At 32.0% G+C, this 15,023-nt stretch carries 12 protein-coding genes; 10 read left to right on the forward strand and 2 right to left on the reverse strand.

The window, feature by feature from the left end; translation table 11 throughout:
• Window positions 1–41: 41 nt before the first annotated feature.
• The 7 genes from pyrH to BKH44_RS07865 are packed head-to-tail and all read left to right on the forward strand — an operon-like array spanning window position 42 to window position 7,680.
• Window positions 42–758 (forward strand): UMP kinase, encoded by a 717-nt coding sequence (gene pyrH, locus BKH44_RS07835; RefSeq protein WP_095272097.1) that lies wholly within the window; start codon window positions 42–44, stop codon window positions 756–758.
• A 5-nt stretch (window positions 759–763) separates the two neighbouring features.
• On the forward strand, window positions 764–1,012 hold the full coding sequence (locus BKH44_RS07840; RefSeq protein ID WP_257842627.1) for a DNA-directed RNA polymerase subunit omega: 249 nt from the start codon (window positions 764–766) through the stop codon (window positions 1,010–1,012).
• 15 nt (window positions 1,013–1,027) lie between these two features.
• Entirely contained in the window at window positions 1,028–3,172 is a 2,145-nt protein-coding gene (locus BKH44_RS07845) for a RelA/SpoT family protein (RefSeq protein ID WP_095272101.1), read from the forward strand.
• Between the two features lie 9 nt (window positions 3,173–3,181).
• Window positions 3,182–4,432 (forward strand): tyrosine--tRNA ligase, encoded by a 1,251-nt coding sequence (gene tyrS / locus BKH44_RS07850; protein WP_095272104.1) that lies wholly within the window; start codon window positions 3,182–3,184, stop codon window positions 4,430–4,432.
• A gap of 20 nt (window positions 4,433–4,452) precedes the next feature.
• The gene (locus BKH44_RS07855) at window positions 4,453–5,544 is read left to right on the forward strand and encodes a nitronate monooxygenase (RefSeq protein ID WP_095272106.1); all 1,092 of its coding nucleotides are present in this window, start codon (window positions 4,453–4,455) and stop codon (window positions 5,542–5,544) included.
• 7 nt (window positions 5,545–5,551) lie between these two features.
• On the forward strand, window positions 5,552–6,820 hold the full coding sequence (locus BKH44_RS07860; protein WP_257842628.1) for an N-acetylmuramoyl-L-alanine amidase: 1,269 nt from the start codon (window positions 5,552–5,554) through the stop codon (window positions 6,818–6,820).
• Window positions 6,821–6,831: 11 nt separating this feature from the next.
• Window positions 6,832–7,680, forward strand: coding sequence for a hypothetical protein (locus tag BKH44_RS07865; RefSeq protein WP_095272111.1), 849 nt, complete (start codon window positions 6,832–6,834; stop codon window positions 7,678–7,680).
• On the opposite strand, the gene BKH44_RS07870 is transcribed toward BKH44_RS07865, so the two are convergent.
• Both BKH44_RS07870 and BKH44_RS07875 read right to left on the reverse strand, forming a co-directional pair.
• Window positions 7,677–8,360, reverse strand: a complete 684-nt coding sequence (locus BKH44_RS07870) for an MqnA/MqnD/SBP family protein (protein WP_095272114.1) — start codon at window positions 8,358–8,360, stop codon at window positions 7,677–7,679. The genes BKH44_RS07865 and BKH44_RS07870 overlap by 4 nt on opposite strands.
• 54 nt (window positions 8,361–8,414) lie before the next feature.
• Window positions 8,415–9,644, reverse strand: a complete 1,230-nt coding sequence (locus BKH44_RS07875; protein ID WP_095272117.1) for an aromatic amino acid transport family protein — start codon at window positions 9,642–9,644, stop codon at window positions 8,415–8,417.
• A gap of 179 nt (window positions 9,645–9,823) precedes the next feature.
• On the opposite strand from BKH44_RS07875, the gene BKH44_RS07880 reads away from it, so the two are divergent.
• From BKH44_RS07880 to BKH44_RS07890, 3 genes are all read left to right on the forward strand, one after another.
• A complete protein-coding gene (locus BKH44_RS07880) occupies window positions 9,824–11,758 on the forward strand; it encodes an ABC-F family ATP-binding cassette domain-containing protein (RefSeq protein WP_095272119.1) in 1,935 nt (644 codons plus the stop codon).
• 150 nt (window positions 11,759–11,908) lie between these two features.
• Complete coding sequence (gene acnB, locus BKH44_RS07885) at window positions 11,909–14,473, forward strand: bifunctional aconitate hydratase 2/2-methylisocitrate dehydratase (RefSeq protein ID WP_180674150.1); 2,565 nt, start codon at window positions 11,909–11,911, stop codon at window positions 14,471–14,473.
• Between the two features lie 348 nt (window positions 14,474–14,821).
• The coding region (locus tag BKH44_RS07890; protein ID WP_143428328.1) for a DUF1561 family protein at window positions 14,822–15,023 on the forward strand (202 nt) is incomplete at its 3' end.

Genomic DNA, 15,023 nt, shown 5'->3' on the forward strand with positions numbered 1-15,023 from the left:
AAAAAATTGTATCCAGCAAAAAAACAATAAGGAATCCTGTGATGGAGACTAGAAAGAAACGTGTCTTGGTTAAGTTTTCAGGTGAGGCTATGGCGGGTGATAATGGTTTTGGTATTGATAGTTCTATACTTGCTTTTATCGCTACAGAGATAAAAATTTTAGCTGAAAATAATGTTGAAGTAGGGATTGTTATTGGAGGGGGTAATATCATTCGAGGTGTCAGTGCATCTGCAGGGGGAATAATTAGACGTACAAGCGGAGATTATATGGGCATGTTAGCTACAGTTATTAACGCAGTAGCTATGCAAGAAGCTTTAGAGCATATTGGTATGGATGTAAGGGTGCAAAGCGCTATAGAGATAAAAGAAATTTGTGAATCTTATATTTATAGAAAGGCTATCAGGCATCTTGAAAAAGGAAGGATTGTTATTTTTGGTGCGGGTACAGGCAATCCATTTTTCACTACCGATACCGCAGCAACTCTTAGAGCTGTAGAAATAGGTGCAGATATGATTGTAAAAGCGACAAAAGTAGATGGAGTTTATGATAAAGATCCTCAAAAATTCAAAGATGCTAAAAAATTGGATATGTTGAGTTATGATGAAGCTTTGAGGGATGATATTAAAGTGATGGATGATACAGCTATTGCATTGGCAAAAGATAATAAACTTCCTATTGTTGTGTGTAATATGTTTAAAGAAGAAAATTTATTAAAAATAATAAAATACAATAGTGGGATTTGCTCTGTGGTAAAATAACATTTTTGAAATCTAGTAAAACAAAGGAATTAAAATTGAGAACAGAAGAAATTGTAGCAAAGGCTTTAGAAAAAATAGGCAATGATAGGTATATTCTTTCAAATTTGATTTTTTCGAGAGTAAAGCAGTTAAATGCTGGTGCAAAACCTTTAGTTAATATGGATTTGAAACAAAATAAATTGAGTGATATTGCAATGAGAGAAATTGCTGAAGGAAAAGTAAGTATTGATCGAATTGATGAAAAAAATATTTAGAAGGTTTGTCAAAATTTGGAATTTTTTGATACCTTAAAAGAAATTATAGAACCTCATAAGGCTATCAATGTCCTTGATAGTCTTGCAAAAATGACCCCAAAGATATATGATGCTTTGGATATAGCACAAAAATATCACGATGGACAAAGAAGAAAAAGCGGGGAGCCTTATATTATCCATCCTATTTGTGTAGCTTGCATTATAGCCTTTTATGGGGGCGATGAGGCAATGATTTGTTCTGCGTTATTGCATGATGTAGTTGAAGATACGATGTGTGATATTGATTTGATTAAACATAAATTTGGTGAAGATGTTGCTAATTTGGTTGATGCACTCACTAAAATCACTGAAATTAGGAAAGAAGAATTCACATCAGGTAATTCCAGTCAAAAACTTATTATTTCTGCATTATCTTTTAGAAAAATTCTTGTGGCTGCTATTGATGATCCTAGAGCATTGGTTATAAAGATCAGCGATAGATTGCATAATATGCTTACATTAGAAGTGCTCAGCCGTGAAAAACAAATACGCATTTCTGAAGAGACTTTGGTCGTCTATGCACCTATTGCACATAGATTAGGTATTTCTTCAATAAAAAATGAGCTTGAAGATAAAAGTTTTAATTATATTTTTCCTCAAGAGTATGAAAAAATCCAAACTTATTTGAAAGAAAACAAACAACCTTTATCATTCAAGCTGAATTATTTTATTGATAAACTGACAAGGCTTCTTTTGAACAATGGCTTTTTGGATTCTGATTTTTGTATTGAAAGTAGAGTAAAACGACCTTATTCAATTTATTTGAAAATGCAAAGAAAAGGTGTGAGTATTGATGAGATTTTAGATTTATTGGCAGTGCGTATTATTGTGCAAAGTCCTCTTGAATGTTATAAAATTTTGGGCATTATTCATTTGGAGTTTAAGCCTATTGTTTCGAGATTTAAAGATTATATAGCACTGCCTAAAGAAAATGGTTATCAAACAATCCATACAACGATTTTTGATGAATCTTCAGTTTATGAAATTCAAATACGTACCTTTGATATGCATAAAAGTGCTGAATATGGGATTGCTGCTCATTGGAAATATAAAAGTGGTGGCATAATTCCAAGTCTTGAATGGTTGCATAATTTGCAATATCAGAATAATACGATTGAAGAGTTTTATGAACTCGTCAAAAATGATTTGTATCAAGAAGATATTATTGTATTTTCACCTGATGGAGATACTTATAGTTTGCCAGTAGGGGCTGTTGTTTTGGATTTTGCTTATGCGATTCATAGTGTATTAGGTGATAATGCTAAGGAAGCTTATGTTAATAATCAGAAAGTTTCTTTATTGCAAATTTTAAAGAGTGGCGATATTGTACGTATTGTAACAGGCAAACAAAGTGTGCCAAAATCTACTTGGGTAGATGCAGTCAAGACTTCTCGTGCAAAAAGTCATTTAAAATTGCAACGTCAAAATCGTATTCGTGAAATAGAAAAGAAGAGTGCAGTCAATATTTTATCTACCATTTTTAGTAAAAATCACAAAACTTTTGAAAGGTATCTTTCAATAAAAGGTTTTGATAGTTCTCTTTATAGAGTGAGCAAGGATATTCAATTTTTGCAAGATATGAAGAACAAAATTAAAGAGAGTTTTAATACAGAATTTAGTTTTTTTGCAAAATTTAGAATGAATATGCTAAAGCTAAAAGAGATAAAATTGGAAAATTTTTTGATATATACTAATGGTCATGTGAATGAAGTTTTGTTTGATTATTGTTGTCAGCCAAAATATGGCGATGAGATTTTGGCTATAATCACAGGTCAAAAGGTTGTTGTTCATCATAAATTATGCGACAAGCTGAATGAATTGATTGATTCGGGTGTTCCAATGGTATTTGTACAATGGTCTAAAAAAATTAAAACAGCTTTTAAAGTTATTGTTGCTTTAGAGGATAAAAAAGGCACATTGGCAAATTTTTTAAATACTTTAGCAAAGAAAGATTGCAATGTTATTGGTGTGTCATATTTGGGTTATAAAAGTCGATTTTCTACTCATTGTGAAATTTTATTTGAAACAGATTTGAAGGATATTAGATTCCTAAAAGAACTTTTAATGCGTAAATATAAGGTTATAGAGTTTTCAAGTTTAAAAGATGCATATCAAAATTAGGGGATATATATGGATAGGATAAATAATCAAAATCTTGAATCTAACCCAGATCTTAAAAATAAGATTAAAGAGGCAATTGCAGAGTTAAAGAGAGGGTCAAGTGATTTTATTGGCATAGAATATATTGAATCTTTAATTATGAGGTATTATCAAAGTGGTCAGCGATTTATTGTAAAAGCTGGTTTTGATCCAACCGCTCCAGATTTACATTTAGGTCATACTGTTTTGATTCAAAAATTAGCAACATTTCAAAGATATGGTGGAGATGTGAAGTTTTTAATTGGAGATTTTACTGCTACTATAGGTGATCCTAGTGGAAAAAATGAAACACGCAAACAGCTTACTCTAAAAGAGGTCGAAAAAAATGCTCAAACTTATAAAGATCAAGTTTTTAAAATCCTTGATCCTAGGTATACTGAGGTTTGTTTTAATTCTACATGGATTAATAAATTAGGGGTTGGAGGATTGGTTGATTTAACTTCTAAATTTTCAGTAGCAAGAATGCTTGAGCGTGACGATTTTGAGAAACGTTATAAGGAAAACCGCCCTATTAGTATCATTGAGTTTATGTACCCTCTTTTGCAAGGTTATGATTCTGTTGTGTTGAATGCTGATATTGAATTAGGCGGGAATGATCAGAAATTTAATTTACTTGTAGGTAGGACACTTCAGAGAGCATATGGACTAGAAAAAGAGCAGTCTGTATTGACTGTACCGTTGTTAGAAGGACTTGATGGTGTGAATAAAATGAGCAAAAGTTTAGGAAATTATATAGGAGTTACAGAAAAACCTCATTTAATGTATGCTAAAATACTGAGTATTTCTGATGACTTGATGTGGAAATATTATGATCTTTTGAGCGTGAAGACCATTCCTCAAATACAAGATTTAAAAAACAATGTCAAAGAAAATAAATTGCATCCAAAGATTGTTAAAGAAGAATTAGCCTTAGAAATTACAACTAAATATTATAATTTGGAAATCGCTTTAGAAGCTAAAAAAGAGTTTGAAAGTGTTTTTTCTAAAGATGAGATTCCAAGCGATATTCCAAAAATGGATTTTAAAGAGGGTATATGGATTTGTGAATTGTTAAAATTAGCAAATTTATGTCCTTCAACTTCACAAGCAAGACGAGATATTCAGGGGGGAGGAGTAAAAATTAATAAACAAAAAATTATAAATGAAAACTATAAATTTGAATTAGGTGAGTATATTATTCAGATAGGAAAGAGAAAATTTATAAAAGCTGTTATTAAATGATCTTTAAGGAAAAATAATCAATGAATGTGAAGCTAAAACCGTTAAAAATAGGCAAACACACCATAAAATATCCCATATTTCAAGGAGGTATGGGTGTGGGTATCAGTTGGGATGAATTGGCAGGTAATGTTTCTAAAGAAGGAGCTTTAGGTATTATCAGTGCTGTAGGTACAGGCTATTACAAGAAGTTAGAGTTTGTTGAAAGGATTGTTTCTTCAAAACCATTTGAAGCTATAAATTTTTATTCAAAGTATGCTTTGAATGAGATTTTCAGGAATGCAAGGAAAATTTGTGGCAGTAGTCCATTGGGTGCAAACATTCTATATGCTATTAATGAGTATGGAAGGGTTGTAAGGGATGCTTGTGAGGCTGGAGCAAATATTATTGTTACTGGAGCAGGTTTGCCCACTAATATGCCTGAATTTACAAAAAATTTTCCTGAAGTTGCACTTATTCCGATTGTTTCATCTGCAAAAGCTTTGAGGATTATTTGTAAACGTTGGGAAGAAAGATATTGTAAAGTCCCAGATGCTGTCATTGTAGAGGGTCCTTTGAGTGGAGGACATCAGGGGTTTAAATATGAGGATTGTTTTAAGGAAGAGTTTCAATTGGAAAATCTTGTTCCTCAGATTGTGCAAGAGGCTAAGAAATGGGGAAATATACCTGTAATAGCAGCTGGTGGGGTATGGGATAGGGCAGATATTGATAAAATGATTGCTTTGGGTGCAAGCGGGGTTCAAATGGGGACTAGGTTTTTGGGGACCAGAGAATGCGATGCTAAGGCATATGCTGAGATTTTGCCTCATATACAAAAAGATGATATCAAACTCATCAAATCTCCTGTAGGTTATCCAGCTAGGGCACTTAATATTGGTGTGATTCAGAGATTGCAAGAAGGTAATGCTCCTAAAGTTCGTTGTATTAGTAATTGTGTTTCCCCTTGTCATCGTGGGGTTGAGGCTAAGGCGGTAGGGTATTGTATTGCTGATAGTTTGGGCAAAGGTCATTTAGGCGATAAGCTTGAAGGTTTATATTTTAGTGGTGCTAATGGTTATCGTATAGAAAAAATAATTACTGTCAAAGAACTTATCAATGAGTTAACACAGGAGTAAATGTGTGGTGCGAATCCTGATTTTTTTCTTTTGTTTATCAGGATTTATTTTTGGAACAGAGCTAAAAATATTGCAAATTATTCCTTTTGGTGTGAGTAGTGTACGTATTACTTTCAATCAAGATATTTCAGGTATTTCTTTCAAAGAACATCATCTTAAGGATTTTAGAAGTTTTTTGGATTTGAAAGCTATTTTATCTATCCCAAAAAAAAATTATGTTTTTTCCAACAAGACTGAAATATCCATTGCACAAAATACTCAAGATATTGTTCGCGTTGTGATAAAAATCAATAAAGATAGTGTTTATCAAATTCGAATTGTACAGAAACATCTTTATATCAGTGTGATCGATAAACTTCCAGAGTCTACAGCTGATAAGAAAGTAAAAAAAAATTCAATCCCAAAAGAGAACAAATCAGTCCAGAAACATATTCCTACAAATAGTCCTAAAATACAAAAAAATCAGCATCCAGTATCTAAAAAAATCATCAATACAGCATCTTCAAAAATACAAAATACCTCAAAAGAAAAAACGCCAAGTCCTGTAGTGAAAATAACAAACCATAGTAATCAAATTGCCAGATCTAGCAAAAAAAAATATAAAATTGTTATTGATCCAGGTCATGGAGGCAAGGATTGTGGTGCAATGGGTATAACAAAAGTTTGTGAAAAAGTAATTGTTTTAAGTGTGAGTAAATTTTTAGAACAAGAGCTTAAAAAACGTGGTTATATTGTATATATGACAAGGGATAAAGATGTTTATATTAATTTGAAAGAAAGGACTGATTTTGCTAATGAAAAAAATGCTGATTTATTTGTTTCTATCCATGCTAATTCAGTTCCAAAAACTTCTAATGACAGTCCACAGGGAGTGGAGACTTATTTTCTTTCAACTGCAAGGAGTGAGAGAGCAAGAAAGGTAGCTGAGCTTGAGAATAAAGATGATGTTGATGTCATGAATTATTTTTCAAGGTTTTCATTTTTAAATTCTTTGAATTCTCATCGACTTATTGCTTCTAATAAACTTGCTATTGATATACAATTTGGTATTTTAAGAGAATTGCGTAAAAATTATCAAGGCGTTGTTGATGGTGGGGTTAGAGAGGGACCTTTTTGGGTTTTGGCCGGAGCTTTGATGCCCTCAGTTTTGATAGAGATTGGCTATAATTCTAATCCTATTGAAGCAAGAAGGATTGATGATAAGAGATATCAGAGATTGTTGAGCAAGGGTATAGCAGATGGTATTGAAGGTTATTTTGCTAAAAATTATCAATAAAAAGGCAAATAATGGGTAAAACAGATGTTTATAAGGTGATTTTTTCATCTGTATTTTTTTTATTTTTTATTTTTAGTATTTTTGCTCTATTGGTTTCCCAATTTAGCGATATTTTTTCTCAGTTATTTTTGATTTTGACTGGAGATGATAGAGTCTATACTACCCTTATAAGATTTTTTTATTTTTTTGGAATATTGATGTCTTTAGGCTATGTCGTATTCTCAGCATGGGTTCAAAAAGATATTTTTATACAGAGATTATTTTCAGCGTGTATTTGTATTATTTTTATTTTTATTTTTATTTTGAATATGAGTATAAGTAAAACTTTTGATTCAATTATAGTTGGATTAGTAAGCATCCAGGAGATAAGTCATTTATCTTTAACTGAGCTCATCGGAAAAAATTTTATTTATATTTTTATTTCAGGTTTTTTTTATTTATTTTTTTTGATTTTACCCTTAGTTGTCTTTGGTTTTAACTATCAATTCAATCAGAATAATAAGATTGGAAAGTGCTTGGCTTTTTTTTGCCCTTCTTTGAATATTTGTATTGTTGTTTTATTTGCTTCAGCTTTTCAGGCTTATTATGACAAGAGTAATTTATTTTTATATATTGATTTTTTGACTTTCTGTGTGTGTTTTATTTTGTTTTTCCAAGTTTTTTTGTCTCGTAAAGATTTTTTGGGTTTTTATGAGTATGCTAATATTTTGTTGCTTGTCATTGGGATATTAGTGTTTCTTTTTTGTTCCAATACGCTTTCTCAGGCAGAAAATTATTACAATGCCAGGATGTCTTTTTATTTACTGGGTTTTTTAGGATGGTGTGGGGAATGGATGTATCATAGTTTAATAGATGATTAAAATCTAGTGGGTTTTTTAATTTTCTTAAATAGAAGTTCCCTGTAAAAAGATTTTAATCCAAGTTGTTCTTTTGGTCCTATTTTGTAATATATGTGTTCAAGGTATTGTAAAATATATTTTTTAGGAATAGATACTTTTTTAGAATATTGCATTATTATATAATGTGGGAGTTTGATTTTTTTTTGATTGAAAGCAGAAGATATATTTTTATAAAAATCTCCATAAGCATTAAAACAAAATCGTCCAAATACAAAAGGCAGGTGTCGTTTTTTATACCATATTTCGCCCATATCTATATGCTCCCCTCCTTTGTAGCGATAGGATAAAGCACGATCCCCGATAAGTACTTCACCCTTTAGATTCAATACCTTGCATAGTGCATTTGAAGTGGCTGATTGATAGTCTTCAGATTCTGTGTTGGGGATGATGATGACACTCCATACGCTATTTTTGGCAATAATTCCAGAATCTGTTGTTTTATCTTTAAGGTATGAATAATAACCTGCTATAGATGAGATAAACCCTGCATCAATCCTTTTGAATAAAAAATCTTTGTTTAGTTTAGAAGGATACGATTTTTTGAGTTGCAAGAATTTCTTTGTGCCTGAAGTCATTGGATATGCCTTCATAAATACATCAAAGGGTAGTAAATTGATATATTCTATTTTTCCAAAACGCATAAAATCTCCAATCCAAATTTTTTTGTACTAGAAGATTTTAACTAAAAAAAATAATCATTGTACAAATTGATATAGGATGGCAGAAATAGTAAAGAGACCTGTGATGATAATGAATCCATCTGCGATACGGTTTTGAAATTGTTTCATTGAAGGAACTTGGTAGATAGCATACATAGGCAGTAAAAATAAAATCAAAGCTATGATAGGACCTCCTAAACTTTCAATAAAAGATAAAATGCTTGGATTGATGTAGGCGACTAAAATCATTGTGATATAGATAAAAAATGCAGTAAAAATCTTTATATTTTTTGTTGCATGTTTTTGATTTTTATATTTACAAATAATTCCATTTAACCCCTCTCTTGCACCTAAATAATGTCCAAAAAATGAAGTAACAATTGCCATAAAAGCTACTAATGGTCCAATATAGGAGATAAAAGGATTATCAAATTTATTGGCAAAATATGAGAGGATAGGGATATTTTGTTTTCTAGCATCTTCAAGCTCTTGAGGAGATAAACATAAAATACAACTGAATACAAAAAACATTACAAATAAAACCAATAAAGCTGAAGTAGTGAATAAAATTTGATTGGATTTTTCAAGTGCTTTTTCTTTATATTCTTTGCGAATATTGAGTGAAAAGGCTGAGATAGCAGGTGAATGGTTGAATGAAAATACAAGCACAGGGAGGGTAATCCATAGGACTTTGATAAAATTATCAAAAGATGGTATTTCCAAAATAGCATCTATTTTCCAATAAGGGATGAGGTAAAGAGAAAAAGCCATCAATGCAAAAATCAAAGGATATACTAAAACTTGAGAGATTTTAAGCATTATGCGTTCATTGAAAGACATCACCAACATCATCGCACTGATGAGGACAAAGGCGAGTAGTAATCTGTTTGTAGGTTCAAGTCCGATTTGATAAGTCAAAAAACTATCCACTGTATTGGTAATGCCTACTCCATATGCAAGGCAGATAGGATAAATAGCAAAAAAATAAAGTATAGTGATGAGTTTCCCAAATCCAATCCCAAAATGTTCTTCAACAACATGGGTGATGTCTTTGTCTGGGTGTTTTGCAGATAGAACAAAGCGGCTAAGTGCACGATGACTTAGAAAAGTCATTGGAAAAATCAACATACTCATTATTACGATTGGCCAAAATCCACCCATTCCAGCATTGATAGGTAAAAATAATATACCTGCACCTACTGCAGTTCCAAATAAACCTATTACCCATCCGATATCTAGATTGGTGAGTTTTTGTCTTTTTTTCATTTTTCTCCTTTTGTTTTTTAAAGTGATTAAAATCGCTTAATTTTTAGTTTGTTTTTCATCATCAATATGCTAATAGAATTTTATGATAAAAAACAAAAAATAATAATAAAATGGTTGATTTTCAATCAAGATTTTATATTTTTGGTATGATTTTAGCCAGATAAAAATATGAGGTCATGATGACATTGATTAGTTTGCTTGGGGTTTGTAAGCAGTATGATTATAAAGTAGTATTAAAAGGGGTAGATTTTTCAATTTCTAAGGGAGAAAAAATTGCTATTGTGGGCAAAAATGGTAGCGGAAAATCAACATTGCTTAAAATTATTTCCAAAGAGATAGAAATTGATAGTGGAGAATATATTTTTCAAAACAATATTAAAATCTTAAGTTTGCCACAAAATATTGTATTTGATCCTTTAAAGACTGTGAGAGAAGTATGTGAAGACAGTCTTTATGAGCTTAAAATAGCTCATAAAAAACTTGAATCTATTAATTTTAGACTTGCTAAATCAGAAATTGTGGGTTCAGAAGTTTTAGAAGAACAAGGTAGGTTGATAGCATTTATTGAAGAGCATAATGCTTGGGATTTGGGTAATAAAGTTGCAGAGATTTTACAACGTTTTGATTTGGAGAATATCGCAGATCATTTGGCAAACACTTTAAGTGGTGGGGAACAGAAACGATTGGCTTTAGCAGGGATGCTTTTGAAAAGTGCAGATATTTTTATTTTGGATGAGCCTACAAATCATTTAGATGTTCAAAGTGTTGAGTTTCTTGAAGAAATGATTAGGATATTGAAATGTAGTGTTGTATTTATCAGTCATGATCGTTATTTTATTGAGAGTTTGGCACATCGGATTGTGGAGATAGATGAAGGGATTCTTAGGAATTTTGAAGGTGGATATGGAAATTACTTACAGAAAAAAGGAGAGATTTTACATCAGCTTGCTAAAGAACAAGAATATCTCCTAAAACTATTGAAAACTGAAGAAGAATGGTTGCAAAAAGGTGTCCAAGCTCGTAGGAAACGTAATGAAGGACGTAAGGCTAGGATAATGCAGATGAGGCAAACTGCAAAGGACAATCCTTCTATTATACGAAAAATGCGATTGGAACTTGAAAGAGAAAAGAAACATTTTAATCAAATAGAAGGCAAAAACTCCAAAAAAATGCTTTTTGAGTGTGAGGGGTTGAGTAAGAAAATAGGAAATAAAATTCTGATTTCTAGCTTGAATTTAAGGGTATTGCAAAAAGATAAAATTGCTATTGTAGGCAAAAATGGTAGCGGAAAATCAACATTGCTTAAAATCTTTTTAGGTGAAATCAACCAAGATAGTGGGATAATCAAAAGAGGTGAAGTCAAAATAGGATATTTTGATCAATACAGAAAAATGCTTGATGAAGATAAAGATTTGTTAGAGACTTTTTGTCCTAATGGAGGGGATCATATTGAAGTGAATGGTAAGAATATGCATGTGTATGGTTATTTAAAGAATTTTTTATTCCCAAAAGAATTTTTGGATAAAAAAATTGCTTTGATGAGTGGAGGGGAAAAAAATAGGGTTGCTTTAGCACTTTTATTTGCGAAAAAATATGATTGTTTGATTTTAGATGAACCCACCAATGATCTTGATATCGCAACTATTAATATTTTGGAAGAATATTTGTGTAATTTTGAAGGAGCAATTCTTTTTGTGAGTCATGATCGTTATTTTGTAGATAAGGTTGCTGACAAATTGCTTGTTTTTAATGGTAATGGGGCTTGTGAAGAAACTTATATGGATTATAGTCAATATTTAGATATTCAAAAAGAATTACAAGAATATGAGTTTATGCAGACAGAAGTAGAGAAAAAACAACCTACTCAAAAAAATAAGATAATCACAAAATTAAGTTATAAAGAATCTATGGAGCTTGAATCTCTACCTATTGAGATTGAAAAATTAGAAAAAATAGTTAAAATTTTAGAATCTGAATTGAGTGACAATCAAATTTATCAGGTTAAGGGGATTGTGCAAATTGCTTCTGATTTGGAAAATGCAAAAAAAGAGCTTGAATCAAAGATTGAAAGATATTTTTTACTTGAAGAAAAGCAGCAAGGATTGAAGCGATAAAATTCATATAAATGATTGGTATCCTTGAAATTTTATTATAGTTTGACTAAAAGTGTCCAATATTGTCTTATCATTAAGTATTGTTAAGTAAAAATTAATTATCATATACTTAGAAAGACAAAGATTTTAACTTGTATATTAAAGGAGATGATGATGCAAGATTTTATCAACGATTACAAACAGACAAGGGATTTGAGAGAAAAAGAAGGTATCCCACCATTGCCCTTGAATGCCCAACAGGTTAAAGCAGCTATTGAAATTTTGATGGATCCTTTAAGCACTCAAATAGATAAGGATTTTGTTAAAGAACTCTTGATACATCGTGTTAGCCCTGGTGTTGATGAGGGAGCGAAAATAAAGGCTGAATTTTTAGGCAAAATCTCTAAAGGTGAGTTGAAATGCAAAGAATTTTCATCTATAGAGGCTATTAAATATTTAGGGACAATGCTTGGTGGGTATAATGTAGCTTATTTGATTTCAGGGATACAAAATCCTGACAGGGAAATTGCTAAAGAATCTGCAAGGTCTTTGAAACATACATTGCTTGTTTATGATGGGTTTGATGAAATTGCTAAATTATCTCAAAGCAATCATTTGGCAAAAGAGATTTTACAATCTTGGGCAGATGCCGAATGGTTTTTGAATAGAGATGCTTTGCCTGATGAAATACAATTATGTGTGTTGAAAATTGATGGAGAAACTAATACTGATGATTTGAGTCCGGCATCAGATGCTTTTACTAGAAGTGATATTCCTTTGCATGCAAAAGCTATGTTAAAAAGTCGTGTTCAAGATTATCAAAAACGTCTTGAAAATATAAAATCTAAGGGTATTCCTGTAGCCTATGTTGGTGATGTTGTAGGCACAGGAAGTTCAAGAAAATCAGCTTGCAATTCAATCATGTGGCATTTTGGACATTCAATTCCTTATATACCAAATAAAAAGAGTGGTGGTGTAGTTATTGGAGGTGTTATTGCACCGATATTTTTCAATACTTGTGAAGATAGTGGAGCATTACCTATTATTGCAGATGTTAGAGAGATGAAAGAGGGTGATATTATCAAAATATATCCCTATAAAGGAGTGATTGAAAAAAATCAACAGGTGGTGAGTCATTTTAGCCTCACTCCTAATACTATTGTAGATGAGATACGAGCAGGTGGACGTATTCCTTTGATAATCGGTAGAGGATTGACTAATAGAGCAAGGAAGTTTTTAGGATTAGGTGAATCTGAAGTTTTTGCCAAACCCGAAATGCCAAAAGATACATTTAAAGGCTATACTTTAGCTCAAAAGATTGTAGGCAGGGCTTGCGGAGTAGAAGGTATAGGTGCAGGAATTTATTGTGAACCTATAGTTACAACAGTAGGGAGTCAAGATACCACTGGAGCAATGACTAGAGATGAGGTCAAAGAATTGGCTAGTTTGAATTTTAGTGCTGATTTTGTTTTGCAGAGTTTTTGCCATACGGCTGCATACCCAAAATCTGCAGATATTAGTTTGCAAGCCACTTTGCCAGAATTTATGACAAGTAGAGGTGGGGTTGCACTCCGACCTAAAGATGGCATTATACATTCTTGGATTAATAGGATGTGTTTGCCTGATACTATTGGTACGGGAGGGGATAGCCATACTAGATTCCCTATAGGTTTGAGTTTTCCTGCGGGGAGTGGTTTAGTGGCTTTTGCTGCTGTGACAGGGACAATGCCTTTGAATATGCCTGAATCTGTTTTAGTTCGTTTTAAGGGAAGTTTAAATCCAGGCATTACGCTTAGAGATTTGGTGAATGCTATTCCTTATTATGCTATCAAGCAAGGTTTGCTCACAGTCGAGAAAAAAGGTAAAAAAAATATCTTCAATGGTCGTATTTTAGAAATAGAAGGACTAGGGGACATAAAAGTGGAACAAGCTTTTGAACTTAGCGATGCGAGTGCAGAGAGGAGTGCAGCAGCTTGCAGTATTTTATTAAATAAAGAGCCTATTATTGAGTATTTAGAGTCTAATATTCAACTGATTGAAAAAATGATAGAAGATGGTTATCAAAATGCTACTACACTTCAGCGTCGTGCTGATAAAATGCGTGAATGGATAAAAAATCCTGTGCTTTTACAACCTGATAAAGATGCTCAATATGCTGCTATTGTTGAGATTGATTTAGCAGATGTGAAGGAACCTATTTTAGCTTGCCCAAATGATCCTGATGATGTGGCTACTTTGAGTGAGGTATTAGCTGATCCCAACAGGCCTCATAAAATAGATGAAATCTTCATTGGTAGCTGTATGACTAACATTGGTCATTTTAGGGCATTTGGAGAAATACTTAAAGGAGCGGGGGTTTCGCCTACAAGGGTATGGATGGCACCACCAACTAAAATGGATGAGAAACAATTGACTAAAGAGGGTTATTTTTCAATCTTTGGTGCTGCAGGTGCCAGGATGGAAATACCTGGTTGCAGTCTTTGTATGGGGAATCAAGCAAGAGTTAGGGATAATGCAGTTGTTTTTTCTACTTCAACAAGGAATTTTGACAATCGTATGGGCAAAGGAGCTCAAGTTTATTTAGGAAGTGCTGAATTAGGTGCTGTTTGTGCCTTATTTGGTAGGCTTCCAAGTCCAGAAGAATATTTTAAACTTGTCCCTGAAAAACTTGCTGATAAAAAAGAAAACATTTATAAATACCTCAATTTTAATTTAATGCCAGATTTCAGTTTATAGTTTTAATATGGGGGGCTATCCCCATTTTACTTTTAGTTAGATTGATATTGAGTGAATTATTTTTTTTCAAGCTTTTCAATGCGTTTTTGGATTTTGTTTACCCATAGAACCAATCCAACAATAATAAGAACCTCAACGACATCTGTGATTATACTGACCCATTCCATTTTTAAACCTTTGATATTTTTGATCTTTGATTATAGAACATATTGTTTTTGAACACAATTAAAATGATGTAAGACTTATGGCAGATTATAAATAATAATAATTTTAATATTATTTATGATTTGATAAAAAATATTATGATAAGATATGATTTCAAAATTCAAAGAAATAAAGGTGTTTGGTATGAAGGAATTTAGTCTTAGATTTTTTTTGACAATAGTCTGTTTCTCTATTTTTTTATTTGGTGGCAATCCTTCCCAAAAACTTACCGACAAGCCCATAGACAAATCAATCCATATCAAAACTCACGATAAAGGTAATTATTGTTATGCTCCAGTATTCACTAAAGGAGAAGCTTATATTTATATTGATGATTGTTCTTCAA

The sequence above is a fragment of the Helicobacter sp. 13S00477-4 genome (assembly GCF_002272785.1).
GTDB lineage: Bacteria > Campylobacterota > Campylobacteria > Campylobacterales > Helicobacteraceae > Helicobacter_J.

Bases quoted from the DNA above. Each gene is read 5' to 3' on its own strand.
- BKH44_RS07880 (WP_095272119.1), top strand. From the start codon at position 9,824: ATGACATTGATTAGTTTGCTTGGGGTTTGTAAGCAGTATGATTATAAA.
- acnB (WP_180674150.1), top strand. From the start codon at position 11,909: ATGATGCAAGATTTTATCAACGATTACAAACAGACAAGGGATTTGAGA.
- BKH44_RS07870 (WP_095272114.1), bottom strand. From the start codon at position 8,360: ATGCGTTTTGGAAAAATAGAATATATCAATTTACTACCCTTTGATGTA.
- pyrH (WP_095272097.1), top strand. From the start codon at position 42: ATGGAGACTAGAAAGAAACGTGTCTTGGTTAAGTTTTCAGGTGAGGCT.
- BKH44_RS07865 (WP_095272111.1), top strand. From the start codon at position 6,832: ATGGGTAAAACAGATGTTTATAAGGTGATTTTTTCATCTGTATTTTTT.
- BKH44_RS07855 (WP_095272106.1), top strand. From the start codon at position 4,453: ATGAATGTGAAGCTAAAACCGTTAAAAATAGGCAAACACACCATAAAA.
- tyrS (WP_095272104.1), top strand. From the start codon at position 3,182: ATGGATAGGATAAATAATCAAAATCTTGAATCTAACCCAGATCTTAAA.
- BKH44_RS07875 (WP_095272117.1), bottom strand. From the start codon at position 9,644: ATGAAAAAAAGACAAAAACTCACCAATCTAGATATCGGATGGGTAATA.